The following is a 25,078-nucleotide window of genomic DNA, read 5'->3' as shown; positions in this document are numbered from 1 at the left end:
AAATCGGGCCGCACAAAATTTGCCGAATGGTAAAGAAAAGCCCCATTTCTGACAAGGCAATAAGCCGACACAAATTCGCCAAAAGCCTTGCAGCACGGGACTTTCCGCTGCGCGACAAGTTGTCGCACAACCACTACAGACATAAAAAAACGCCCAGCATCCTTGCGGATACTGGGCGTCTTTTGTAGAGCGTAGCGTATTAACGCTTGGAGTACTGCGGACGCTTACGCGCCTTACGCAGACCCACTTTCTTACGCTCCACTTCACGGGCGTCACGAGTGACGTAGCCCGCCTTGCGCAGAGCCGGACGCAGAGTCTCGTCGTAGTCCATCAGAGCGCGAGTGATACCGTGACGAATAGCGCCAGCCTGGCCGCTAACACCACCACCAACCACGGTCACATAAACGTCGAACTTTTCAACGTTGCCGGTCAGCTCCAGCGGCTGACGAACCACCATGCGGGCGGTTTCGCGACCGAAGAACTGGTCCAGAGTGCGGTTGTTGATGGAGATTTTGCCAGTGCCCTGACGCAGGAAGACGCGGGCGGTAGCGGTCTTGCGACGGCCAGTGCCGTAGTTTTGAGTCGCCGACATAATTAACTATCCCGTTAGATCTTCAGTTCTTGCGGCTGCTGAGCGGTGTGCGGGTGAACAGCACCCTTGTACACCTTCAGCTTGCGGTACATGTCACGACCCAGCGGACCTTTCGGCAGCATGCCTTTAACGGCGGTCTCAATGACACGCTCCGGCGCGCGCTGGATCAGCTTCTCGAAGCTGATGGACTTGATGCCGCCCGGGAAGCCGGAGTGGCTGTAGTACATCTTGTCGGCAGTCTTGGCGCCAGTTACACGCACCTGCTCGCAATTGATCACGACGATGTAATCGCCAGTATCTACGTGCGGGGTGTACTCAGGCTTGTGCTTACCGCGCAGGCGGGTAGCAATTTCAGTTGCCAGACGACCCAGGGTCTGACCTGCAGCGTCGACGACATACCAGTCGCGCTTAACAGTTTCCGGTTTTGCAGTGAAAGTTTTCATTCTTCGTAGCCTCAGGGGCCGCCCTGAAAATAAGACGGCGGATCATACTGGACAGTACTTGCCCTTGCAAGACAAAGGCAGCCGAAAACAGACACTACTCGGGGGCTCGGGTCAGCGCGTCCGCTACGGCGGGGGGTTCGACAGGCTAGGCATTCCCATCGAGGGTTCTTTCCGTTCGAGCTAGGCATCCTCGTCGGGAAAGACGCGGCATTATGCCGATTGGCAGAAATTATTCAACCGCAATCTGTGCGAACAGGCACTAAACCTGTCCGCACAGGCTCGCCTCAGAGCGAGCGGGCGATGATTTCCTTCATGATTTCGTTGGTACCCGCATAAATGCGCTGCACCCGCGCATCCGCCCAGGCACGCGCCACCGGGTACTCCCACATGTAGCCGTAACCGCCATGCAGTTGCACGCACTCATCCAGCACCTTGCACTGCAGGTCGGTACCCCAGTACTTGAGCATGGCCGCCGTCGGCACATCCAGCTTCTTGTTCAGGTGCAGCTCCAGGCAACGGTCAACGAACACCCGCCCGATCTGGATCTCGGTCGCCATCTCGGCCAGTTTGAAGCGGGTGTTCTGGAAGTCCGCCACGGACTTGCCGAAGGCTTTGCGCTCACGGGTGTAGTCCAGAGTCCATTTCAGCGCCGCCTCGGCGTTGGCCAGCGCGCCGATACCCACGGTAAGGCGCTCCTGCGGCAACTCCTGCATCAGGTAGGCGAAGCCCATGCCAGGCTGCCCCAGCAGGTTTTCCTTGGGCACCCGCACATCCTGGAAGAACAGCTCGGAGGTGTCCTGCGCCTTCATACCGACCTTTTCCAGGCGCTTGCCCTTGGAGAAACCCGGTGTACCGGCCTCGACCAGGAACAGACTGGTGCCTTTGGCGCCGGCCTTAGGATCCGTCTTTGCTACAACGATCACCAGATCGGCCAGCCAGCCGTTGGTGATGAAGGTCTTCGAGCCGTTGATCACGTACTCGTCGCCATCCAGCACGGCTGTGGTTTTCACGCCCTGCAGATCGGAGCCAGCCCCCGGCTCTGTCATAGCGATGGCAGTGACCAGCTCGCCGGTGACCAGTTTTGGCAGGTATTTCTGCTTCTGCGCCTCGGAACCGTAATGAAGGATGTAGGGCGCGACGATGTCCGAATGCAGGGAAAAACCGATACCGGTCAGCCCCAGACGACCGATTTCCTCAATCACCACGGCGCTGTAGAGGAAATCGGCGCCCATGCCGCCGTACTCCTCAGGGATATGCGAACAGAGCATCCCGGCCTCACCTGCCTTGTTCCACAAGGCCCGGTCGATGTGCCCGTCTTTTTCCCACTGGGGATGAAATGGCACAGCCTCTTGTTCAAGGAACTTGCGCACGCTGTCGCGAAAGAGTTCGTGATCGGAGCTGAACAGTGTTCTGGGGATCATGACGACACCTGATAAGCGGACTTGTGAAGTATGGCCACCGACTTTAACCAAGCAATCGCTTGGTCAACACTGGACACATGCGCCAAAAAATAAGACGATCCAGCCGTCACCTGACCACTTTACCCTTATAAAAATAAAATCATGGCTCCGACATCCGCTCTGCGTCGCATCAGCATCCTGGCTACCGACTGCGTGTTTGCCTCTACCCTGATGCAGGCCAAGGACTTCTTTCACATGGCCAGCCTGCGCTTTGGCAAGCTCCAGGGGCAGGGTCTGACGCCGCAGTTCGAGATCCGCCTGGTCAGCCCTGACGGCCTGCCGGTCAACAGCTTCAGCGGCGTCAGCATCGCCGTCGACGGCGCTCTGGATGAGTCAGACATCATCATCCTGCCGGCCTTCTGGGGCGACTTTGACCTGCTCGTGCAACGCTACCCGCAAATCGCAGCCTGGCTGCGCCAGCGCCACGCGGCCGGCAGCGCCATCTGCGGCGAAGCCACCGGCGTGTTCTGGATGGCCGAGGCCGGCCTGCTGGATGGCAAGGAAGCGACCACATACTGGCGCTTCTTCAAGGAGTTCGAGCAACGCTTCCCCAAGGTGCTGCTCAACCAGGACAAGCACCTGGCCGATGCCGACAACCTGTTCAGCGCCGGCGGCGTGACCTCGGCCTGCGACCTGTATATCTACCTGATCGAACGCTACTGTGGCGCCGCTGTGGCCCAGGCAGTGGCACGCGACACCCTCTATGAAGTGCAACGCAGCTACACCCCGGGCCGGATCGGCTTTGGCGGCCAGAAGCTGCACCGCGATGTCAGCATCCTGCAGATCCAGCAGTGGCTCGAAGAGCACTTCGCCGACAAGTTCCGCTTCGAGGACGTCGCCCGCGAGCACGGCATGAGCATCCGCAACTTCATGCGCCGCTTCCAGAGCGCCACCGGCGACAAGCCACTGCATTACCTGCAGCGCCTGCGCATCGAAACCGCCAAGAGCCTGCTCTCATCGACCCGCAAGAGCATCAAGACCATCAGCTACGAAGTGGGTTACGACGACGCCAGTTTCTTCGCCCGCCTGTTTCGCCAGCACACCCAACTGTCACCCAACCAGTACCGCCAGCAGTACCGGCAGAAGGACGCCCATCCCTAGGATGGGTTGGACCAGGCGCAGACGCCCCTATGATCGGCGCAACCCTCCGGGGATTGCCCGACAACTACAAGAACAGGTTACCGTCATGCGCCGCACCCTCTTTGCCCTGCTCGCCACCTGCAGCCTGGCTGCCCACGCCAACGACAACTGGAAGCCCTTCCCGCTGGACCAGAAGGCCTACGACTACTCGGGCGACAAGCTGCGCCAGGCCTGGCCGCAACTGACCCGCGGCTTCGGCCCCAACTATCCGTTCCCGGATGCCGATTACATCGTCACCATGGCCACAAAGTACCCCAAGGCTCTGGAAATGACGGTGGCCGGCGGCACCGGTTTTACCGGCAAGCCGGAAGAAGCCGAGATCTATGCCGCCAAGCTGCAGGATGTCTGGCGCAGCACCTTCCGCGGCGATTTCGCCAAAGCCAAGGCTGACGGCCTCAAGCTTGGCGTGGGCGGGCAGATTCCGGCGATGTTCTCCCAGGTGATCTACGCCCTGTTCATGGAAAGCAATCAGCAGGAGAAGCACCGCCTGCTGGAAGAAGTCATCGACTACACCGACAAGGCCGGCGACCTGGTGCAGGCTGACGTCGCCGCCCAGTTCGGCCGCGTCTATGCCAAGGCCCGCCTGGGTGAAGAGCTGTCGGTGCCGGTAGTTCTCAAGCGCGGCTATACCAGCCAGATTCCCAAGGAGCTCGATGCCCTGCTGGCCAAGCAGCCCAACCAGCCGTTCGCCCTGGCCCTCTACGGCGGCTACGAAGCCGGTGTGATCCGCAAGGTCGGCTCGATGGTCGGGCGCATGACCTACGGCGTCAGCGCCGACAAGATGGAGCAGTACTTCGGTCGCTCGTTCCGCGCCAAGGATGATCTGCCGATCGGTCACTATGAGTACGCCAACGCCCTCGGCTACGTGTATGGAGATGACGAGGAAGAGAAAGCCCTGCAGCACCTGCAGAAGGCCGTATCGATCAAGCCGATCAACGCCATGGAAGCCCTGGAAGTGGCCCACGCCCAGAAGCTGCTCAAGCAGTATCAGGCGCAGCTGGCCAGCAACTAAGCCGGCACACAGCAAAAAGGGCAGCCCATTGGCTGCCCTTTTTCATTTCCGCTCGCATTACGGCTTGTGCGGACGCGAGAGAAACTCGTGAGACTGCATCTCCAGCAAACGACTGAGGGTGCGCTGGAACTCGAAGCTCAGGCGCCCGCCGGTGTACAGATCCTTCAACTCCACCTCGGCGGAGATGATCAGCTTGACGTTGCGGTCGTAGAACTCGTCCACCAGGTTGATGAAACGCCGCGCCATGTCGTCCTTGGCCACGCCCATCTGCTCGACGTTGGCCAGAATCACCGCGTGGTAGATCTTGCCCAGCTCGATGTAGTCGTTCTGGCTGCGCGGGCCGTCGCACAGCTCGCGGAACTCGAACCAGGCGACATCATCGCCTTCCTTGCGCGCCATGATCGCGCGGTTCTCGATCATCAGCGTCTTGTTCTCTTCCACCGTGCAGTGCTCCGGCAGCAGGCTGCGGAAGCTCTTGTCCAGGCTGACCTCGGCCTCGGCATCCAGCGGCCAGTGGAACAGTTCGGCCTGTTCCAGGGCCCGCAGACGGTAATCCACGCCACTGTCGACGTTGACGATCTCGGTGTGCTGCTTGAGCAACTCAATGGCCGGCAGGAAACGCGCGCGCTGCAGACCGTCCTTGTACAGGCCGTCCGGCACGATATTGGAGGTCGCTACCAGACTCACGCCGTTCTTGAACAGCTCGTCGAGCAGGGTGGCAAGGATCATCGCGTCGGTGATGTCGCTGACGAAGAACTCATCGAAGCAGATCACCCGCGCCTCGTCAGCGAAGCGCTTGCCGATGATGGTCAGCGGGTTCTTTTCGCCCTTGAGGGTCTTCATTTCCTCGTGCACACGCTTCATGAAGCGGTGAAAGTGCGTGCGCATTTTCTGCTCGAACGGCAGGGCATCGAAGAAGGTGTCGACCAGATAGGTCTTGCCGCGGCCCACGCCGCCCCAGAAATAGACGCCCTTGACCGGCCCCTGGCGCTTCTTGCCAAACAGTTTGCCAAGCAGGCCAGTGCCGGCCTGGGAGCTGGCCACCAGGTCGTCATAAAGACGCTGCAGATGCCGGACGGCATTTTCCTGGGCCGCATCGTGGAAGAAGTCCGGCCGTTTGAGATCGGCCTGATAGCGCTCGAGCGGAGTCATATTCGTTAGCCGGGCAAGTAAAAACGGGGGCGTCACTTTAGCGACGCCCCCGTTGCTTGGCAATCCGCCAGTGGTCTGGCGGTGCTTATTCCTGCGGCGTCAGCGCCTCGCGCAGGCGGGCAATGGCAGCCTCACGGGCAGCAGCATCGGCAAAGGCCGGACTCTCCGCGACACAGGCACCATCCAGCCACACGGCAAAGCCGGCACCCTGCTCGCGCACATCCAGCGCCTCGCCCGACTGCAGGCGCTTGTTGACCTGACCGGCAGCCTTGCCATCGGCGAAAGCGACCGACAGCAGTAACTGCTCACCGGCCGCATCCAGCAGACGGAAGCGGAAGCTGCCGTCTTCGTCGCGGAAGCTGACGAAGCGCGCAGCCTTGGCCGCCTTCTTCTTCTCGCCGCCGGCCACCTGTACCTGCTCGCGGAACGAGCGCAGACCGACCGCCTCGCGCAGCTCGCCGAGGAACGGCGTGGCGATCCTGCGGGCCTTGGCCGCACCGGCCAGAAGAATATCTTCAAGATCCACCGGCCGGGCGATCAGCGTGTTGTAGCGCTCGCGCGCCTCGCCCAGCTCATTTTCCAGCAGTTGGTACAGACGGTTCTTCGCCTCGCCCCAGGCCAGACCACCTTCCAGCTCAGCCTTGAACTCGGCCTGCTGTGCCTGGCTGGCAAAGGCCTGGTACAGGGTGAACAGGTGCGAGCCGTCGGCATCCTTGGGTTCGCCCGGCAGCCTGGAGTCGGTCACGATGCGGGCAATGGCATCCTTCAGCTGCTTGGCCGTACCGAACAACGGGATGGTGTTGTCGTAGCTCTTGCTCATCTTGCGACCATCGAGGCCGGGCAGAGTCGCCACCTCTTCCTCGATCACCGCCTCGGGCAGGGTGAACAGCTCACGGCCCTGGCCGAACAGGTGGTTGAAGCGCTGGCCGATGTCACGCGCCATTTCCACGTGCTGAATCTGGTCGCGGCCGACCGGCACCTTGTGCGCGTTGAACATGAGAATGTCCGCCGCCATCAGTACCGGGTAGCTGAACAGGCCCATGGTCACGCCGGCATCCGGGTCTTCGCCGGCCTCGACGTTCTTGTCCACCGAGGCCTTGTAGGCGTGAGCGCGGTTGAGCAGGCCCTTGCCGGCAACGCAGGTGAGCAGCCAGCACAACTCCGGAATCTCGGGAATGTCGGACTGGCGATAGAAGGTCGCCTTGTCGGTATCCAGCCCCAGCGCCAGCCAGGTGGCGGCGATCTCCAGGCGCGAACGCTGGATGCGTGCCGGGTCGTCGCACTTGATCAGCGCATGGTAGTCGGCCAGGAAGTAGAACGAGTCGGCGTCGGCCGCACGGCTGGCCACAATGGCCGGGCGAATGGCGCCGGCGTAGTTGCCCAGATGGGGAGTGCCTGTGGTGGTGATGCCGGTAAGAATGCGGGTGGTCATGGCGGGTCGCTTGTCAGACTGCAATCGGGATCAGAGGCGCGGCAGAACGAGCTCTTTGAGCTCGACCAGCTTGCCGTGAAAAAAGTGGCCGCATTCTGCCACTTTCAGCAGCTCATGGGCACGGGGCAGCGCCTGCGACCAGGCATACACCTGCGCCGGGTCTATAACCTCATCATGCTCCGGCTGAATCAGAGTCAGAGCAGCCTGCTGTGCCAGCGGCGTGTCGGCAGGCAAACGCGATACAGCCGGCGCCACCATTAACAGCCGCTCGACCGCCACGCCCTGCTGCTCCAGCCGCCCGGCCAGGCAGGCGGCGACAAAGCCGCCGAAGGAAAAACCCAGCAGCGTCAGCGGCAGATCGGGATGCTGCTCACGCAGCCACTGCGCCGCCGCAGCCGCATCATCCACCTCGCCCTGAGCCATGTCATGCACACCGGCACTGGCACCGACCCCGCGATAGTTGAAGCGCAGCGTGCTGTAACCGGCATCGCGGGCCGTGCGCTGCAGGGTCGAGATGACCTTGTTGAGCATGGTGCCGCCCTGTACCGGGTTGGGGTGACACAGCAGCGCCATGCCCCTGGCACCCTCGACAGGCAAATACAGGGCTTCCAGCGGCCCGCACGGGCCTTCCAGCGAAATGGGCGTTTCACGAACTAACAACGGGATACTCCGTGACCCTGGGGCGGGCCGATACGTCTTGGATTAGCACAAGCAGGCTTGCATCGCGGTATACAGCGCGGTTTTGAGCCGTTAACGTAAAGCAAAGCCGCCTACAGAGGAAGGATTCGTGGAACAGTCGCTCACCCCCTGGCTCATGCCAGCCCTCGCCCTGATCGTCGGGATTGTCATCGGCTTCATCATTGCCCGCACCGTCCCCAACGCCGCGCCCTCACGCACCCAGCGCGACCTCGACGAGCTTAAAGAACGCTTCGACAGCTACCAGAGTGAAGTGGTCACCCACTTCAACACCAGCGCCAGCCTGTTGAAAAAAATGAACCAGAGCTACCACGACGTGCAGGATCATCTGGCTCAGGGCGCCGGCCGTCTGGCCCTGGACGAACCGACCCGCCAGCGCCTGCTCGCCGCCCTGCAGGCCGAGGAAGCCAACGCGCCGCGCGAGCGCCTGACGCCGCCGAAAAGCACTCTGCCACCCAAGGACTACGCGCCGAAGGTCGACGATGGCCCCGGCATGCTGGATGAGACCTTCGGCCTGAAGCCCAAGGTCTGAATACAACGCCAGACAGGAAAAAGCCCCGCACTGCGGGGCTTTTTTCATGCTGCATCGGGCAGCGTGCGGCGATCAGATCGCGCCGCGGCTGCGCAGCAGGTCGAGCACCTGCTTGACGCCCTCTTCCACCGACAGGCTCTGGGTGTCGATCACCAGATCGGCATCCAGCGGCACGTCGTAGGGGAAGGACTCGCCCGGAATGTTGTCACCACCGGCGGCATACAGACCTTGCGGATCGCGCTCGCGGCACACGGCCGGCGAAGCCTGGACGTAGACGGTGAGCAGACGCTCGTTGCCGATCAGCGCCTTGGCCTGCTCGCGGCCTTCGGCATCCGGCGCCACAAAGGCGGCCAGGGTCAGCAGGCCGGCTTCGTTGAACTGACGCGCCACGTGCGCCGCACGCCGCCAGTTTTCGGTGCGCCCGGCACGGTCCTGCGGCAGGCCCTTGTTCAGGTCATGACGCAGGTTCTGGCCATCCAGCACGTACACGGCGCGGCCCATGTCGAACAGCTTGCGCTCCACGGCATAGGCCAGGGTGCTCTTGCCGGCGCCGGAGAGGCCCGAGAACAGCACGGTGGCCGGCTGCTGACCGAAGCGGGTGGCACGCTCCTCGGTGGAGACGTGGGCCAGCTTGCCGTGGTGGCCGCCGCCCTGAGCACCAACCGGATCGGCGATGATCATGCCGGCACCGACGGTGCCGTTGGTCAGACGGTCGATAACGATGAAGGCACCGGTGGTGCGGTTGTGCTCGTAGCCATCGAGGGCAATCGGCGCATCCAGAGCGACCTTGACCCGGCCGATCTCGTTCAGCTGCAGGCTGCTGGCCGCCCCCTGCTCCAGAGTGTTGACGTCGACGCGGTGGACGATGCTCGGGATCGAGCCCGGCACGTAGCTGGTGGCGCGCTTGATGTCGTACTTCTTGCCCGGCAGCATCGGCTCCTCGGCCATCCACACCAGCATGGCGTCGAAGCTGTCGGTGACCAGCGGACGGTTGTCGGCATGCACCAGCATGTCGCCGCGCGAGACGTCGATCTCGTCTTCCAGGGTCAGGGTGACGGCCTGGCCCGGACCGGCCTGCTCCAGCTCACCCTCAAAGGTGACGATGGACTTGACCTTGCTGCCCTTGCCCGACGGCAGAGCCACGACTTCGTCGCCCTTGCGCACGATACCGCTGGCCAGGGTACCGGCGAAGCCACGAAAGTTCAGGTTCGGACGGTTGACGTACTGCACCGGGAAGCGCAGGTCGTCGAAATTACGGTCGCCGGCAACTTCCACAGTCTCGAGGATTTCCATCAGCGACTGACCCGTGTACCAGGGCGACTGCTCGCTCTTGTTCACCACGTTGTCGCCCTTGAGCGCGGACATCGGCACGAAGTGCAGCGAGGTCGGCTTGAGCGCGATACCTTCGGCAAACTTCAGATAGTCAGCCTTGATCTGCTCGAATACGCCCTGATCGAAGCCCTTGAGGTCCATCTTGTTGATGGCCACGACGATGTGCTTGATGCCCAGCAGGCTGGCGATGTAGCTGTGGCGCTTGGTCTGGGTCTGCACACCATAGCGCGCGTCGATCAGGATGATCGCCAGGTCGCAGGTGGAGGCACCGGTCGCCATGTTGCGGGTGTACTGCTCATGGCCGGGGGTATCGGCAATGATGAACTTGCGCTTGGCGGTACTGAAGTAGCGGTACGCCACGTCGATGGTGATGCCCTGCTCGCGTTCGGCCTGCAGACCGTCCACCAGCAGCGCCAGATCGACTTCGTCACCGGTGGTGCCGACCTTCTTGGAGTCCTTGGTGATGGCTTCAAGATGGTCTTCGTAGATCATCTTGGTGTCGTGCAGCAGGCGCCCGATCAGGGTGCTCTTGCCGTCATCGACGTTGCCGCAGGTGAGGAAGCGCAGCAGCTCTTTGCGTTCGTGCTGAGCCAGGTAGGCAACGATGTCCTGGCTGATCAGATCGGATTGATGGCTCATGATGCGGAATCCTTAGAAGTAGCCCTGACGTTTCTTTTCTTCCATCGAGCCGGCCTGGTCGTGGTCGATGACCCGCCCTTGGCGCTCGCTGGTCTTGGTCAGGAGCATTTCCTGGATGATGTCGGTCAGCGTGGTCGCCGTGGACTCCACCGCGCCGGTCAGCGGGTAGCAGCCGAGGGTACGGAAACGCACCATCTTCTTGGTGATCCGGGCTTTCTCTTCGTCCGTGAGGTGCTCGAGGATACGATCGTCGTCGATCATGATCAGCGTGCCGTTCTTCTCGATGACGTCGCGCTCGGCGGCGAAGTACAGCGGCACGATCGGGATCTGTTCCAGATAGATGTACTGCCAGATGTCCAGCTCGGTCCAGTTGGACAGCGGGAAGACGCGGATCGACTCGCCCTTCTTCACCTTGCCGTTGTAAATGTTCCACAGCTCGGGACGCTGGTTCTTCGGGTCCCAGCGGTGCTTGCTGTCGCGGAAGGAATACACGCGCTCCTTGGCGCGGGATTTCTCTTCATCGCGGCGCGCGCCACCGAAGGCGGCGTCAAAGCCGTACTTGTCCAGCGCCTGCTTGAGGCCCTCGGTCTTCATCACGTCGGTGTGCTTGGCACTGCCGTAGGTGAAGGGGTTCATGTCCTGCGCCACGCCATCCGGGTTGATGTGGGTGAGCAGGTCGAGGCCGTACTCGTTGACCATCTTCTCGCGGAAGCGGTACATCTCCTGGAACTTCCAGCGGGTATCCACGTGCAGCACCGGGAACGGCAGCTTGCCGGGGAAGAACGCCTTGCGCGCCAGGTGCAGCATCACGGCGGAATCTTTACCGATGGAGTACAGCATCACCGGGTTGTCGAATTCGGCGGCCACTTCACGAATGATGTGGATGCTTTCCGCCTCTAGCTGTTTCAGGTGCGTCAGTTTGTCGAGCATGGCTACTCTCGAAATACAGGATAACGGCCGGCGGGCCGTGGACGAGGGCGCACTCTACCACAGCACCCTCTTCTAATCAGGCCGCCACTTAGATCAAAACGATCTGCTTATATACCCATCAAATCGGGTTGGGGCAGTCGATAAACAGATGCTCCAGGGCAAAGCGCCGGGCCAGATATTCGCCCAGCGCCTGTACCCCGTAACGCTCGGTGGCATGGTGCCCGGCGGCGATGAAACTGATGCCGTTTTCCCGGGCGCTGTGGAAGGTCTGCTCGGAGGCCTCACCACTGAGGAACAGATCGACCCCGGCGGCAATCGCCTGATCGATGTAGCTCTGGCCACCACCCGTGCACCAGCCGATGCGGCGCACGGTGCGCGCACCGTCGATCAGCAGCGGCTCTCGGCCGAGCACCCCCTGCACATGCCGGGCAAAGTCGCTGGCCAGCATCGGCTCGGACAGGGAGCCGACCAGCCCGACAGTGCGCGGATTACCGGGTTCGAGTTCACCCTCGACTTCGATGCCCAGCTGCGCGGCCAGCTGTACGTTGTTACCCACTTCGGGGTGCACATCCAGCGGCAGGTGGTAGGCCAGAAGGCTCAGGTCATGGTTCAGCAGCGCCTTCAGGCGGCGCTGCTTCATGCCTGTGATACAGGCATCCTCGCCCTTCCAGAAATAACCATGATGAACCAGCAGCACATCAGCCCCGGCCTCGATGGCGGCATCAATCAGCGCCTGGCTGGCAGTCACGCCACTGACGATGCGGCGCACCTGGGGCCGGCCTTCGACCTGCAGACCGTTGGGGCAGTAGTCCTGGATACGCGCGGCATTCAGGTAACGGTCCGCCTCTTCCACCAGGGCGCGCAGGGCAATCGCCATTTTCGTCTCCTCATCTTGCATCATGGACGCTGTTGCGCGCCCACGCAGTCTCTATAATGGCCGCCACCTTAAGGGGCCATGCCGGCTCCGACAACCCCAAGGATTTCCCATGCCCAAGGCCCTGCGACTCTATGGCTGGCCCCTGGCTGCCGGCCTGCTGCTGGCACTGCTGATCATCCAGCAGTTCCCTCAATGGGTCGGCCTGCCGAACAACTCGGTGCATCTGCGCCAGGCACCGCAGTACCAGCCCGGCATGCAGGGCCCGGTGTCCTATGCCGACGCGGTGAACAATGCCGCGCCGGCGGTTGCCAACCTCTACACCACCAAACTGGTCAGCAAGCCTGTGCATCCGCTGTTTGCCGATCCGCTGTTCAGACGTTTCTTCGGCGACAACCTGCCGCGCCAGCAGCGCATGGAATCCAGCCTCGGCTCGGCGGTGATCATGAGCCCGGAAGGCTACCTGCTGACCAACAACCATGTGATCGATGGCGCCGACCAGATCGTCGTGGCGCTCAAGGATGGTCGCGAAACCCTCGCCCGCGTGGTGGGTACCGACCCGGAAACCGATCTGGCTGTGCTGAAGATCGATCTCAAGGACCTGCCGGCGATGACACTGGGCCGCTCGGAGAAGATCCGCATCGGCGATGTCGCACTGGCCATCGGCAACCCCTTCGGCGTCGGCCAGACCGTCACCCTCGGCATCATCAGCGCCAAGGGCCGCAATCGCCTGGGCCTGAACACCTACGAGGACTTCATCCAGACCGACGCCGCGATCAACCCGGGCAACTCCGGTGGCGCGCTGGTGGATGCCTATGGCAGCCTGATCGGCATCAACACCGCGATCTTCTCCAAGTCCGGCGGATCCCAGGGCATTGGCTTCGCCATTCCCACCCAGCTGGCGATGGATGTGATGCAGGCGATCATCGAGCACGGCCGGGTCATCCGCGGCTGGCTGGGCATCGAGGTGCAACCGCTGACACCTGAGCTTGCCGAATCCTTCGGTCTGGAAGGCCGCCCCGGAATCGTGGTCGCCGGCCTCTACCGCGAAGGTCCGGCGCAGAAGGCCGGCCTGCAGCTGGGCGACGTGATCCTCACCATCGACGGCGAGGAAGCCGGCGATGGCCGCCGCTCAATGAACCAGGTCGCGCGCAACAAGCCCGGCCAGCAGATTGCCCTTGAGGTGCTGCGCAATGGCGCGGTCATCACCCTCAACGCCGAGGTAGGCGCCAGGCCGCCGAGCAATCCGGCCAGTCCGCAGTAAAGCGTGCGAGCATGAAAAAAGGCACCCGGAGGTGCCTTTTTTCATTCAGCCCGGCTTCAAACCAGAGGCTTGAGTGCGTCCAGCAAGGCCTGATTCTGCTCCGGCGTACCGATGGTGATGCGCAGGAACTGGGCAATGCGTGCCTGCTTGAAGTGGCGCACGATCACGCCCTGCTCGCGCAGGCCGGCCGCCAGGCCCGCCGCATCCTTGCCCGGGTGACGGGCAAAGACGAAGTTGGCCTTTGAGGGCAGCACCTCAAAGCCCAGCGCCGTCAGCCCGGCAACCACCGACTCGCGGCTGGCAATCACCTGCTGGCAGGTCTGTTCGAAATAGGCGCGGTCCTCGAACGCAGCCGCCGCACCGGCGATGGCCATGCGATCCAGCGGATAGGAGTTGAAGCTGTTCTTGATCCGCTCCAGTGCTTCGATCAGGTCGGGATGACCAACCGCGATTCCGACACGCAAGCCGGCCAGCGAGCGCGACTTGGACAGAGTCTGGCTCACCAGCAGGTTCGGATAGCGGTCGACCAGCTTGATCGCCGTCTCGCCGCCGAAGTCGATGTAGGCCTCGTCCACCAGCACCACGGTATCCGGGTTGGCCTGCAGCAACTGTTCGATGGCCGCCAGCCCCAGAACGCAACCGGTCGGTGCATTGGGATTGGGGAAGATGATGCCGCCATTGGGACGCGCATAATCCTCTACGCGAATCTGGAACTGCTCATCCAGAGCGACCGTCTCGAACGGAATGCCGTACAGGCCGCAGTACACCGGGTAGAAGCTGTAGGTGACGTCGGGGAACAGCAGCGGTTTGCCGTGCTGAAACAGACCATGGAAGGCATGCGCCAGCACTTCGTCGGAGCCGTTGCCGACAAACACCTGCGCCGCGCTCACGCCGTAGTAATCGGCCACGGCCTGCTTCAGGCGGTCACTGTTAGGGTCCGGGTACAGACGCAGGCTGTCATTCACCTCGGCCTGCATGGCCGCAATCGCCTTGGGCGACGGGCCATAGGGGTTCTCGTTGGTGTTGAGCTTGACCAGCTTGGCCAGCTTGGGCTGCTCACCCGGCACGTAGGGCACCAGGTCCTTGACGAAGGGGCTCCAGAATTTGCTCATGCCGTTACCCCTTGATCCGGTATTCGGCGCTGCGCGCGTGGGCGGTCAGCGACTCGCCGCGCGCCAGCACCGAGGCAGTCTTGCCCAGTTCGGAGGCGCCATCGGCCGAGCAGAAGATGATCGACGAACGCTTCTGGAAGTCATACACACCCAGCGGGGAAGAGAAGCGCGCGGTGCCGGAGGTCGGCAGCACGTGGTTCGGCCCGGCGCAGTAGTCGCCCAGCGCCTCGGCGGTGTAACGCCCCATGAAGATCGCACCGGCATGACGAATCTGCGGCAGCCACTGTTCGGGATCGGCAACCGACAATTCCAGGTGCTCGGGCGCAATACGGTTGGCCACCACCATGGCCTGTGCCATATCAGTCACCTGGATCAGCGCACCGCGGCCTTCAATCGAGGTACGGATGATCTCGGCGCGCTCCATGGTCGGCAGCAGCCTGGCGATGCTGGCAGCCACCTTGTCGAGGAACTCACCATCCGGGCTGACCAGAATGGCCTGGGCATCCTCGTCGTGTTCGGCCTGGGAGAACAGGTCCATGGCAATCCAGTCCGGATCGGTCTGGCCATCGCAGACCACGAGAATCTCCGAAGGTCCGGCGATCATGTCGATGCCAACCTGACCGAATACGTGACGCTTGGCTGTGGCCACATAGATGTTGCCCGGCCCGACGATCTTGTCCACCTGCGGCACGCTCTCGGTGCCGTAAGCCAGTGCGGCAACCGCCTGGGCACCGCCGATGGTGAACACGCGGTCGACGCCAGCCACACAGGCGGCTGCCAGAACGATCTCATTCAGTTCGCCGCGCGGAGTCGGCACCACCATCACCACCTCGGCCACGCCGGCGACCTTGGCCGGAATCGCGTTCATCAGCACGGAGGACGGATAGGCCGCCTTGCCGCCAGGCACATACAGACCGGCGCGGTCCAGAGGAGTGACCTGCTGGCCCAGCACGGTGCCGTCAGCCTCGGTGTAGGTCCAGGAGTCCTGTTTCTGCCGCTCGTGGTACAGACGCACACGCTCGGCGGCCTTTTCCAGCGCCGTGCGCTGCTCCGGAGTAATACGGGTCAGCGCCAGCTCCAGACGCTCACGCGGCAGGATCAGGTCGGCCATGCTGGTGGCTGTCACGCCGTCGAAACGCTGACTGAATTCGACCACGGCGGCGTCACCGCGCTCGCGTACCGCCCTGATGATGTCCAGCACGCGCTGGTTGACCGCGTCGTCAGACACGCTTTCCCAGCTCAGCAGATGATCCAGATGACGCGCGAAGTCCTGGTCAGCGGCATTGAGACGACGGATAGCGATAGGAGCGGTCATAGCGGGCCTCTTGATTTGGCGATTGCTCAGGTGTCCGTAGACTAACAGCCGGACCGCGCGGACACCTGACAATTCTGGCTATGACGCGGATAGGCTTCCGCGACCTGTTGTCGCGGACTCAATCAGGCGTGCTGATGCGCCTCAACGGCTTCGCGCAAGGTCTCGATCAGAGCCTGGATGCGGGCATGTTGCATCTTCATGGAGGCCTTGTTGACGATCAGGCGCGAACTGATGGTAGCGATCATTTCCTGCGGTTCCAGACCATTGGCGCGCAGGGTGTTGCCGGTGTCGACCACATCGATGATCTTGTCGGCCAGGCCGACCAGCGGCGCCAGCTCCATGGAACCGTACAACTTGATGATGTCGACCTGACGCCCCTGCTGGGCATAGAACGCCTTGGCCACATTGACGAACTTGGTGGCCACACGCAGACGGCCCTTGGGCTCCGGCGCACCAACCTTGCCCGCAGTCATCAGCTTGCAGTTGGCAATCTTCAGGTCCAGCGGCTCATACAGTCCCTGACCACCGTACTCCATCAGGACATCCTTGCCGGCCACACCCAGGTCGGCGGCGCCATGCTCGACGTAGGTCGGCACGTCAGTGGCACGCACGATCAGCAGACGTACATCTTCCTGAGTGGTGGGGATGATCAGCTTGCGGCTCTTGTCCGGATTCTCGGTCGGCACGATACCGGCCGCCGCGAGCAGCGGCAGGGTGTCATCGAGGATACGGCCTTTGGACAGGGCAATGGTCAGCATGACGCAATTTCCTTAGAACAGGCGCCAGCCCTCTCGGGCTGGCGGGCAGACAGCAGGTTACGCAGCCTGACCTTAACCCGGCACGCGGCGGATTTTGGCGCCGAGCAGCTGGAGTTTCTCTTCGATGCACTCGTAACCACGGTCGATGTGGTAGATGCGGTCGATCAGGGTGTCACCTTCGGCCACCAGTGCCGCGATCACCAGACTGGCTGACGCGCGCAGGTCGGTGGCCATCACCGGTGCAGCCTTGAGGGCCGGCACACCGGTAACGATGGCAGTGTTGCCCTCGATTTGCACATGGGCACCCATGCGGCTCATCTCGTAAACATGCATGAAGCGGTTCTCGAAGATCGTCTCGATCACCGTGCCAGTGCCTTCGGCAATGGCATTGAGCGCAATGAACTGCGCCTGCATGTCGGTCGGGAACGCCGGGTACGGGGCGGTGCGCAGGTTGACCGCCTTCGGGCGCTTGCCGTGCATGTCCAGGGCAATCCAGTCGTCACCGGTGGTGACTTCCGCACCGGCTTCCTGCAGCTTGGCCAGCACCGCCTCAAGGATGGTCGGATCGGTATCCTTGAGCTTGACCTTGCCACCGGTGGCGGCAGCCGCCACCAGGTAGGTACCGGTTTCGATACGATCCGGCATCACGCTGTAGCGGGCGCCATGCAGACGCTCGACGCCATCGATGGTGATGGTATCGGTACCGGCACCCTGAATTTTGGCGCCCATGGCGATCAGGCAGTTGGCCAGGTCGACCACTTCCGGCTCGCGCGCGGCGTTTTCCAGCACGCTGCGGCCCTTGGCCAGCGCAGCGGCCATCATGATGTTCTCGGTACCGGTCACACTGACGGTGTCGAAGAAGAAGTGCGCACCACGCAGACCGCCTTCCGGCGCCTTGGCCTTGATGTAGCCACCTTCCACGTCGATCTTCGCGCCCATGGCTTCCAGACCACGGATGTGCAGGTCAACCGGACGCGAGCCGATGGCGCAACCGCCGGGCAGCGCTACTTCAGCCTCACCGAAACGGGCAACCATCGGACCGAGCACCAGAATCGAAGCGCGCATGGTCTTGACCAGCTCGTAAGGCGCGACCAGGGTCTTGATGGTGCGCGCATCGACTTCGACGCTGAGTTTTTCGTCGATCACCGGCTGCACGCCCATGCGACCGAACAGCTCGATCATGGTGGTGATGTCGTGCAGGTGCGGCAGGTTGCACACGGTGACCGGCTCATCGGCCAGCAGGGTGGCCGCGAGGATCGGCAGGGCAGCGTTTTTCGCGCCGGAAATGCGGATCTCACCTTCGAGAGGCTGTCCACCGGAAATAATCAGTTTGTCCATATCTCTCTCGTCGCCCGCAGGCTCAGGAACGCTCGGCCCAGGCGGCACGGCTGAAGAATTTCATGGTCACGGCGTGAATGCTGCCATCGGCGATCCACGGATTGAGGTGCGCGTAAACCTGTTGCTGACGCTTCACCGGGCTCAATGCCAGCAGCTCATCGCTGATCAGGTTGAGCTGGAAATTACAGCCCTCGCCCTCCACCTCAACCTGTACATCCGCCATCTTGGCTTCCAGAAAGCTCTTCACTTCAAGCGCCTGCATGCTCAACCTCACAATGGCGAACGGGAATTCAAGTGCGAGCAAGCGCTCGCGAGCCGGCCATCATACAAAAAACCCCCCGCTCTGCGAACCCTGCACAGGTGTTCGCTGACGGAGGGCTATGCCGCCATCAGGCCTGCAGCAGCAGATCACCCAGACCGGAGACCTGAGCGATCTCGCGCATGTCTTCGGGCAGATTGCGCAGCGCCAGCTGCTTGCCGACGCCCCGGGCATCACGCATGAAAGCCAGCACCAGAGCCAATCCGACGCTCGACGACTTGCTCACACCGGCGCAGTCGAGCAGCAGACCAGACTGCACGCAACCGGATATCTGCTTCCGCCCCTGCTCGCGCAAAGCCGGAGCACTGCGATAGTCCAGCACTCCGACCAGGCTCAGAACGCCATCGGCAGACAGCGTCAGGCTCGCCTCGCTCATTGCGCGTCGGCCTGAGCGGTCTGCTTGGCCTTGGCAACCACGTCAGCCCAACCGGCGATGGTCTTTTCCAGATCATTGCCATTGCGCTGCATGCTGTCGGCAAACTGGTCACGGAACAGCTTGCCGATATTGATGCCATTGATGATTACGTTGCGCATTTTCCAGCCATCGGCCTGACTGACCATGGTGTAGGAGATCGGGTAAACCACACCCTTCTGATCAACGATTTCCATGTTGATGCTGGTACGCGCCGGATCAACCTTGCCGGCGGCCGGCAGCACGCGAATGGTCTGATTGTCATATTCTAGCAGCGCATTGCCATAGAACTGCATGAGGCTGCGTTTGAACTCCTGCTCGAAACGCTTGATCTGCTCAGGCGTGGCCTTGCGGGTGAATTTGACGGTCATCACGCCCTTGGCAATGCCCTCGGAGTCCACCACCGGACCAAGAATACGCTCCAGCGAATCGTAGAACGCCTGCGGATTGCTCTTGTAACCCGCCTTGTTGGCCTTGAGGTCAGCCAGCAGGCTGTCGGTAGTCTGCTGCACCACCTGCTGGGCACTGGGCATGGCCACCGCCATCAGCGGGAATACGGCCAGCAGCGCCAGCAGACTACGACGCAATGTCTTCAACATGAAAAAATACCTCACTTGCTTTCTTCTTTATTGACCGAGTTCAGCAGGAACTTGCCGATCAGGTCTTCCAGCACCAGCGCCGACTGGGTATCGGAAATCTGCCCGCCGTCAGCCAGCACCTCCTCCTCGCCACCCACGCTGATGCCGATGTACTTCTCACCCAGCAGGCCAGCAGTCAGGATCGATGCCGTCGAGTCGATCGGCAGGTTGTTGACCTGCTTCTCGATATCCATGGTGACCCGACCGGTGTAGCTGTCGCGATCCAGATCAATCGCCGAGACCTTGCCGATGGTCACACCGGCCATGGTGACCTTGGCGCGCACGGTCAGACCGGCAATATTGTCGAAGTTGGCGTAGACCTTGTAGGTCTCACCGGCACTGGATACCGACAGACCACTGACCCGCAGGGCCAGCAGCAGCAGAGCCAGCAGTCCGGCCAGCAGGAACAGGCCGACACCAATCTCCAGGGTGCGGATTTGCATCAGAAATCTCCAAACATCAGGGCAGTCAGAATGAAGTCCAGACCCAGCACTGCCAGCGAGGCATAGACCACGGTCCGGGTAGTGGCATGGCTGATACCTTCCGAGGTGGGCTCGCAGTCGAAGCCCTGGAATACCGCAATCCAGGTCACCACGAAGGCAAACACCACGCTCTTGATCACGCCATTGAGGACATCCTCGTAGAACTCGACGCTGTTCTGCATGTTCGCCCAGAACGAGCCGTCATATACGCCCAGCCAGTCCACCGCGACCATCGCGCCACCCCAGATGCCAACCACACTGAAGATTGCAGCCAGCAGCGGCATGGAGATGAAACCGGCCCACAGGCGTGGCGCGATAATGTACTTGAGCGGGTCGACACCGATCATTTCCAGCGAGGAAATCTGCTCAGTGGACTTCATGTTGCCAATCTCGGCCGTCAGCGCCGAGCCGGCACGACCGGCAAACAGCAAACCAGTCACAACCGGCCCCAACTCGCGCAGCAGAGTCAGGGCAACCATCTGCCCCACTGCCTGCTCGGAACCGTAGTCGACCAGAATGTTGTAGCCCTGCAGGGCCAGCACCATGCCGATGAAAAGGCCGGACACCACGATAATCGGCAGCGACAGCACACCAACGGCAAACAGCTGCTTGATCAGCAACTGGAAACCGTTGCGCGTACCACTGCGCCCGCCCAGGGCATGTACGAGAAAGATCGTCGAACGCCCGAGCGCTCCGACCAGAGCCAGACCACTGGCGCCCAGCAAACGAACCTGTTCCAGCAACGAGCGCTTACGCATCGCTACCTCCGAGCAACTGCTCGCGGTAGTCCGGCGCCGGGAAATGGAAAGGCACCGGGCCATCCGGAATACCCTGCATAAACTGGCGGATACGGGGATTAGCGGAGTTCATCAATTCATCCGGGGTGCCGTGACCCAGCACCTGGGAATCTCCTACGACATACAGGTAATCGGCGATGCTGGCGGTTTCCGCCAGATCATGGGAAACCACGATACTGGTAATCCCCAGCGCATCGTTGAGCAGGCGAATCAGACGCACCAGCACACCCATAGCGATCGGGTCCTGACCAACGAAGGGCTCGTCATACATCAGAATCTGCGGATCCAGAGCAATGGCTCGCGCCAGCGCAACGCGGCGTTTCATGCCACCGGACAGCTCATCAGGCATCAGCTCGACGGCGCCACGCAGGCCAACGGCCTGCAGCTTCATCAGGACAATGTCGCGAATCATTTCTTCCGGCAGCGCAGTGTGCACGCGCAAAGGGAAGGCAACGTTCTCGAACACATCGAGATCAGTAAACAGGGCGCCGCTCTGAAACAGCACGCCAAACTGCTTGCGCATGTCAAACAGCTCACTGCGCGACAGCTGAGGCAGATTGCGGCCATTGACCCACACTTCGCCCGACGCGGGCTTGAGCTGGGCAGCAATCAGCCTCAGCAGCGTGGTCTTGCCACAACCGGAGGGCCCCATGATGCCGGTGACCTTGCCGCGCGGAATGACGATATCCACGTTATCGAAAATATTGCGCTCGCCACGCCTGAAGGTGACGCCCTTCAGTTCGACCGCGTTGTCGTTACCGGCACTCATCTGTTCTCCTTGCATACCGTCCTCCCTCGTTGACGCCAGCACCTTGCAGCAAGGCACCCGTTAGGCACGGGCAGCAATAAGCGGCGCAATATACCATCGCCACCAGGCACTGCCCAAGGCAACTGCGACAACTGCTGACAGGTGAGCACTTCCCCCGAAGACGGTATACTCGGCGTTTTACCTGATCAGTCATGAGCACCATGGGCCAGCCCGCCGACCTGAAACAATCCGCCGAGCGCACCATCCGCCTTGAGCTGCAGGCCATCGAGGCCCTGCTGCAGCGCATTGATGGCGACTTCGAGAAAGCCTGCCAGCTGATCCTCAACAGCCGCGGCCGCGTGGTGGTGGTCGGCATGGGCAAATCCGGGCATATCGGCAACAAGATTGCGGCCACTCTGGCCAGCACCGGGACACCGGCGTTTTTCGTCCACCCGGCCGAAGCCAGCCATGGCGACATGGGCATGATCACCCGCGACGATGTGATCCTGGCTCTGTCCAATTCCGGCAGCACCGCTGAAATCGTTACCCTGCTGCCACTGATCAAACGCCTTGGCATTGCACTGATCAGCATGACGGGCAACCCCGCCTCCCCACTAGCCCAGGCCGCCGAAGTCAACCTCGACGCCCGCGTCGAGCAGGAAGCCTGCCCGCTGAATCTGGCGCCGACCTCGTCCACCACGGCCAGCCTGGTGCTCGGCGACGCCCTGGCCATCGCCCTGCTGGAGGCGCGCGGTTTTACCGCCGAAGACTTCGCCTTCTCCCACCCGGGTGGCGCCCTCGGTCGACGCCTTCTGCTGAAAGTAGAAAACATCATGCACGCCGGCGAGCGCCTGCCACTGATCAAACGCGGCACCAGCCTGCGCGAAGCGCTGCTGGAAATGACCCGCAAGGGGCTGGGCATGACCGTTATCGAAGAGAACGATGGCCGTTTGGCCGGCATCTTCACCGACGGAGACCTGCGCCGCACCCTGGACAAGGGACTGGATATCCATAACTGCCTGATCGACGACGTCATGACCGTGCATGGCAAGACCGCCCGCCCGGACATGCTGGCTGCCGAAGCACTGAAAATCATGGAAGACCACAAGATCAATGCACTGGTCGTGGTCGACCGCGAGGATCGCCCGGTGGGCGCCCTGAACATGCACGACCTGCTGCGCGCCGGAGTCCTCTGATGAGCAACGAACTGCTGCAGCGCGCCCGCGCCGTCAAACTGGCCATCTTCGACGTCGACGGCGTGCTGACCGATGGCCGCCTGTATTTCCTCCCAGACGGCAGTGAATTCAAGACGTTCAACACCCTCGACGGCCACGGCATCAAGATGCTGATTGCCTCCGGTGTGCAGACCGCCATCATCAGCGGACGCAAAACCCCGGTGGTAGAGCGGCGCGCCCAGAATCTTGGCATCCAACACCTGTTCCAGGGCCGCGAAGACAAACTGGTGGTCCTAGATGGCCTGCTGGCCGAACTTGGTCTGAACTATGAACAGGTCGCCTACCTCGGCGATGACCTGCCCGACCTGCCGGTAATCCGCCGGGTCGGTCTGGGAATGGCTGTCGCCAGCGCCGACGGCTTCGTGCGTCAGCATGCCCATGGCGTCACCCAGGCCCGCGGCGGCGAGGGCGCGGCACGCGAGTTCTGCGAACTGATCCTGCGCGCCCAGGGCAACCTGGACGCCGCGCAAGCCGCCTACCTGTAGGAAACAGCATGCCACGCCCTCTCCGCCTCCTGCTGATCTTTGCTGCTCCAGCCCTGCTGCTGATTGCCGTCGGATACTGGAATATCCGCCCGGACAGCTTCATGCAGGCACCGGAAAACAACACCCAGACAGCACAAGACATCGATTTCTTTGTCGAAAATGCCTATAGCATCCAGTATCAGGAAGACGGAAAGCTGCGCTACGAGATGACGGCCAAGCGCCTTGAGCACCTGAAGACTCGTGATGTCACCCTGCTCCAGCAGCCTGATCTGCAACTGTTTCGTGGCACCCCCTACCCCTGGCATGTGCAAAGCCTGAGCGGCGAAGTCGCCCCCGGCGGCAAGGAAGTCGAACTGATCGACGAAGTGCGCATTGCCCGTACTGACGCCAAAAACCGCCCGACCGTGATTACCACCAGTCGCATGACCGTATTCCCCGAGCAGGAATATGCGCAGACGGCACAAGCCGTTAGAATTGCGACGGCCGACGGTGTTACCACCGCCAAGGGAATGAAAGCGTATCTGCAAGACGGCAGGATGCTCCTGCTGTCCAACGTGAGAGGCCTGCATGAGGTTCGTTAACCCCCTCCCCCTTCTGATCAGCCTCGGACTGGCCGCTGCCAGCTCCACCAGCTGGGCTCTGCCCAGCGACCGCGATCAGCCTATTCGCGTGCAGGCCGACAGCGCCGAACTCGATGACAAGCAAGGCGTAGCCGTTTATCGCGGTTCTGTGGTTATCACTCAGGGCAGCCTGAAAATCACCGGCGACACCGTGACCCTGACGCAAAACAAGGCAGGCGATCTGGAAGTTTTCACCGCGGTTGGCAAGCCCGCCTACTACGAACAGCAACCCTCGGCCGACAAGCAGATCGTCAAGGCCTACGGTCTGACCATCCAGTACTACGCCAGCAATGAGCGCATCGTGCTGATCGATCAGGCCAAGGTGATCCAGGAAGGCAACACCTTCGAAGGCGAGAAGATCGTCTATGACACCCAGCGCCAGATCGTGAATGCCGGCCGCGCCACCGGCGCACAGGTCTCCACGCCGCGACCACGGATCGACATGATCATCCAGCCGAAGAAGAAAACCGAGCAGGCAGCACCCTGATGGCCACCCTGAAAGCCCAGCACCTGGCCAAAAGCTACAAAGGCCGACAGGTGGTTCGTGATGTCAGCCTGAGCATCGACAGCGGGCAGATCGTCGGCCTGCTAGGCCCGAACGGCGCCGGCAAGACCACCTGCTTCTACATGATCGTCGGTCTGGTACAGGCCGATCAGGGCCGTGTGCGCATCGACGACAACGATCTCAGTCATCAGCCCATGCATGGCCGCGCCCGTGCTGGCATCGGCTACCTGCCACAGGAAGCCTCGATCTTCCGCAAGCTGTCGGTGGCCGACAACATCATGGCCATTCTCGAGACCCGCAACGACCTTGACCGCGCCGGCCGCCTACAGGCACTGGAAGGCCTGCTGCAGGAATTTCACATCAGCCACATCCGCGACAATCTGGGCATGAGTCTGTCTGGCGGCGAGCGCCGCCGCGTGGAAATAGCCCGTGCGCTGGCCACCAACCCGAAATTCATCCTGCTGGACGAACCCTTCGCCGGTGTCGACCCGATCTCGGTCGGCGACATCAAGCAGATTATCCATCACCTCAAGGCCAAGGGCATTGGCGTACTGATCACCGACCACAACGTGCGCGAAACGCTGGACATCTGCGAAATCGCCTACATTGTGAATGACGGCCAGTTGATTGCCGAAGGCGATGCCGAAACCATCCTTGCCAACCAACTGGTCAAGGATGTCTATCTGGGTCACGAATTCCGCCTGTAGCCTCTGGCACTTTTTCACGACAAGGACGTTGTCAAGCCTAGGCAAAGCCGCCGAGATCAGGCATATAATTTGCTTATTGGCGGCGCCTCGGCGTCCTGTAGTGGGTGGC

General features: G+C 61.9%; 27 protein-coding genes and 1 pseudogene. 9 read left to right on the top strand and 19 right to left on the bottom strand.

Going from position 1 to position 25,078, the window contains the following annotated elements:
* Positions 1–199 precede the first annotated feature (199 nt).
* The 3 genes from rpsI to CK486_RS11690 form a co-directional block, all read right to left on the bottom strand.
* Positions 200–592, bottom strand: a complete 393-nt coding sequence (gene rpsI, locus CK486_RS11700; RefSeq protein ID WP_095940479.1) for a 30S ribosomal protein S9 — start codon at positions 590–592, stop codon at positions 200–202.
* A 14-nt stretch (positions 593–606) separates the two neighbouring features.
* On the bottom strand, positions 607–1,035 hold the full coding sequence (rplM, locus tag CK486_RS11695; protein WP_095940478.1) for a 50S ribosomal protein L13: 429 nt from the start codon (positions 1,033–1,035) through the stop codon (positions 607–609).
* Positions 1,036–1,319: 284 nt separating this feature from the next.
* A complete protein-coding gene (locus tag CK486_RS11690; RefSeq protein ID WP_095940477.1) occupies positions 1,320–2,456 on the bottom strand; it encodes an acyl-CoA dehydrogenase family protein in 1,137 nt (378 codons plus the stop codon).
* Positions 2,457–2,690: 234 nt separating this feature from the next.
* Here CK486_RS11690 and CK486_RS11685 point away from each other — a divergent pair, with 234 nt between their 5' ends.
* Both CK486_RS11685 and CK486_RS11680 read left to right on the top strand, forming a co-directional pair.
* The gene (locus CK486_RS11685) at positions 2,691–3,596 is read left to right on the top strand and encodes a GlxA family transcriptional regulator (protein ID WP_176481701.1); all 906 of its coding nucleotides are present in this window, start codon (positions 2,691–2,693) and stop codon (positions 3,594–3,596) included.
* Positions 3,597–3,681: 85 nt separating this feature from the next.
* Complete coding sequence (locus tag CK486_RS11680) at positions 3,682–4,647, top strand: hypothetical protein (protein WP_095940475.1); 966 nt, start codon at positions 3,682–3,684, stop codon at positions 4,645–4,647.
* A gap of 57 nt (positions 4,648–4,704) precedes the next feature.
* Here CK486_RS11680 and zapE read toward each other — a convergent pair whose 3' ends face one another.
* The 3 genes and pseudogenes from zapE to CK486_RS11665 all read right to left on the bottom strand — a co-directional run.
* Positions 4,705–5,799, bottom strand: a complete 1,095-nt coding sequence (zapE, locus tag CK486_RS11675; RefSeq protein ID WP_095940474.1) for a cell division protein ZapE — start codon at positions 5,797–5,799, stop codon at positions 4,705–4,707.
* An 85-nt stretch (positions 5,800–5,884) separates the two neighbouring features.
* Entirely contained in the window at positions 5,885–7,231 is a 1,347-nt protein-coding gene (locus CK486_RS11670; protein ID WP_095940473.1) for a tryptophan--tRNA ligase, read from the bottom strand.
* A gap of 30 nt (positions 7,232–7,261) precedes the next feature.
* A pseudogene (locus CK486_RS11665) lies at positions 7,262–7,912 on the bottom strand (alpha/beta hydrolase); the annotation flags it as partial.
* Between the two features lie 106 nt (positions 7,913–8,018).
* On the opposite strand from CK486_RS11665, the gene CK486_RS11660 reads away from it, so the two are divergent.
* Positions 8,019–8,459, top strand: coding sequence for a YhcB family protein (locus CK486_RS11660; RefSeq protein ID WP_095940471.1), 441 nt, complete (start codon positions 8,019–8,021; stop codon positions 8,457–8,459).
* Positions 8,460–8,531: 72 nt separating this feature from the next.
* Here the strand turns inward: CK486_RS11660 and cysN are convergent, their stop codons facing one another.
* The 3 genes from cysN to CK486_RS11645 form a co-directional block, all read right to left on the bottom strand.
* Complete coding sequence (gene cysN / locus CK486_RS11655; protein ID WP_095940470.1) at positions 8,532–10,430, bottom strand: sulfate adenylyltransferase subunit CysN; 1,899 nt, start codon at positions 10,428–10,430, stop codon at positions 8,532–8,534.
* Positions 10,431–10,442: 12 nt separating this feature from the next.
* Positions 10,443–11,360, bottom strand: a complete 918-nt coding sequence (cysD, locus tag CK486_RS11650) for a sulfate adenylyltransferase subunit CysD (RefSeq protein WP_095940469.1) — start codon at positions 11,358–11,360, stop codon at positions 10,443–10,445.
* 118 nt (positions 11,361–11,478) lie between these two features.
* Positions 11,479–12,237 (bottom strand): Nif3-like dinuclear metal center hexameric protein, encoded by a 759-nt coding sequence (locus CK486_RS11645; protein ID WP_095940468.1) that lies wholly within the window; start codon positions 12,235–12,237, stop codon positions 11,479–11,481.
* Between the two features lie 109 nt (positions 12,238–12,346).
* On the opposite strand from CK486_RS11645, the gene algW reads away from it, so the two are divergent.
* Complete coding sequence (gene algW / locus CK486_RS11640; protein WP_095940467.1) at positions 12,347–13,498, top strand: Do family serine endopeptidase AlgW; 1,152 nt, start codon at positions 12,347–12,349, stop codon at positions 13,496–13,498.
* A 56-nt stretch (positions 13,499–13,554) separates the two neighbouring features.
* On the opposite strand, the gene hisC is transcribed toward algW, so the two are convergent.
* The 10 genes from hisC to CK486_RS11590 form a co-directional block, all read right to left on the bottom strand.
* Positions 13,555–14,610 (bottom strand): histidinol-phosphate transaminase, encoded by a 1,056-nt coding sequence (gene hisC, locus CK486_RS11635; RefSeq protein ID WP_095940466.1) that lies wholly within the window; start codon positions 14,608–14,610, stop codon positions 13,555–13,557.
* Between the two features lie 4 nt (positions 14,611–14,614).
* Positions 14,615–15,925 carry a histidinol dehydrogenase gene (gene hisD, locus CK486_RS11630; protein WP_095940465.1) on the bottom strand — a complete coding sequence of 437 codons (1,311 nt, stop codon included), beginning with the start codon at positions 15,923–15,925 and terminating at the stop codon, positions 14,615–14,617.
* A 122-nt stretch (positions 15,926–16,047) separates the two neighbouring features.
* Positions 16,048–16,683: an ATP phosphoribosyltransferase gene (gene hisG / locus CK486_RS11625; RefSeq protein WP_095940464.1), complete on the bottom strand. Its 636-nt coding sequence runs from the start codon at positions 16,681–16,683 to the stop codon at positions 16,048–16,050.
* Between the two features lie 72 nt (positions 16,684–16,755).
* The gene (gene murA / locus CK486_RS11620; RefSeq protein WP_095940463.1) at positions 16,756–18,021 is read right to left on the bottom strand and encodes a UDP-N-acetylglucosamine 1-carboxyvinyltransferase; all 1,266 of its coding nucleotides are present in this window, start codon (positions 18,019–18,021) and stop codon (positions 16,756–16,758) included.
* Positions 18,022–18,043: 22 nt separating this feature from the next.
* Positions 18,044–18,283, bottom strand: coding sequence for a BolA family protein (locus CK486_RS11615; protein ID WP_095940462.1), 240 nt, complete (start codon positions 18,281–18,283; stop codon positions 18,044–18,046).
* A 127-nt stretch (positions 18,284–18,410) separates the two neighbouring features.
* Positions 18,411–18,716, bottom strand: a complete 306-nt coding sequence (locus tag CK486_RS11610) for a lipid asymmetry maintenance protein MlaB (protein ID WP_095940461.1) — start codon at positions 18,714–18,716, stop codon at positions 18,411–18,413.
* A complete protein-coding gene (locus tag CK486_RS11605) occupies positions 18,713–19,351 on the bottom strand; it encodes a phospholipid-binding protein MlaC (protein ID WP_095940460.1) in 639 nt (212 codons plus the stop codon). The genes CK486_RS11610 and CK486_RS11605 overlap by 4 nt, the downstream gene beginning before the upstream one ends.
* Before the next feature lie 11 nt (positions 19,352–19,362).
* A complete protein-coding gene (gene mlaD, locus CK486_RS11600; protein ID WP_095940459.1) occupies positions 19,363–19,833 on the bottom strand; it encodes an outer membrane lipid asymmetry maintenance protein MlaD in 471 nt (156 codons plus the stop codon).
* The gene (mlaE, locus tag CK486_RS11595) at positions 19,833–20,630 is read right to left on the bottom strand and encodes a lipid asymmetry maintenance ABC transporter permease subunit MlaE (RefSeq protein ID WP_095940458.1); all 798 of its coding nucleotides are present in this window, start codon (positions 20,628–20,630) and stop codon (positions 19,833–19,835) included. The genes mlaD and mlaE overlap by 1 nt, the downstream gene beginning before the upstream one ends.
* Positions 20,623–21,438 (bottom strand): ATP-binding cassette domain-containing protein, encoded by an 816-nt coding sequence (locus CK486_RS11590; protein ID WP_095940457.1) that lies wholly within the window; start codon positions 21,436–21,438, stop codon positions 20,623–20,625. Before CK486_RS11590 ends, mlaE begins: the two co-directional genes overlap by 8 nt.
* A gap of 200 nt (positions 21,439–21,638) precedes the next feature.
* Between CK486_RS11590 and CK486_RS11585 the strand changes: the two genes are divergently transcribed.
* Genes CK486_RS11585 through lptB form a run of 5 tightly spaced genes read left to right on the top strand, consistent with a single transcriptional unit; the run spans position 21,639 to position 24,969 of the window.
* Positions 21,639–22,613 carry a KpsF/GutQ family sugar-phosphate isomerase gene (locus tag CK486_RS11585; protein ID WP_095940456.1) on the top strand — a complete coding sequence of 325 codons (975 nt, stop codon included), beginning with the start codon at positions 21,639–21,641 and terminating at the stop codon, positions 22,611–22,613.
* Positions 22,613–23,137 (top strand): HAD family hydrolase, encoded by a 525-nt coding sequence (locus CK486_RS11580; protein WP_095940455.1) that lies wholly within the window; start codon positions 22,613–22,615, stop codon positions 23,135–23,137. Before CK486_RS11585 ends, CK486_RS11580 begins: the two co-directional genes overlap by 1 nt.
* A gap of 8 nt (positions 23,138–23,145) precedes the next feature.
* Positions 23,146–23,718 (top strand): LPS export ABC transporter periplasmic protein LptC, encoded by a 573-nt coding sequence (gene lptC, locus CK486_RS11575; RefSeq protein ID WP_095940454.1) that lies wholly within the window; start codon positions 23,146–23,148, stop codon positions 23,716–23,718.
* Entirely contained in the window at positions 23,705–24,244 is a 540-nt protein-coding gene (gene lptA / locus CK486_RS11570; RefSeq protein WP_095940453.1) for a lipopolysaccharide transport periplasmic protein LptA, read from the top strand. The genes lptC and lptA overlap by 14 nt, the downstream gene beginning before the upstream one ends.
* Positions 24,244–24,969, top strand: coding sequence for an LPS export ABC transporter ATP-binding protein (gene lptB, locus CK486_RS11565; RefSeq protein ID WP_095940452.1), 726 nt, complete (start codon positions 24,244–24,246; stop codon positions 24,967–24,969). Before lptA ends, lptB begins: the two co-directional genes overlap by 1 nt.
* Positions 24,970–25,078: the final 109 nt, after the last annotated feature.

It is taken from the genome of Pseudomonas sp. HAR-UPW-AIA-41 (assembly GCF_002304225.1).
Lineage (GTDB): Bacteria > Pseudomonadota > Gammaproteobacteria > Pseudomonadales > Pseudomonadaceae > Aquipseudomonas.
The sequence above is the reverse complement of the archived record's forward strand: the minus strand, read 5'-3'. Positions and strand labels throughout refer to the sequence as shown.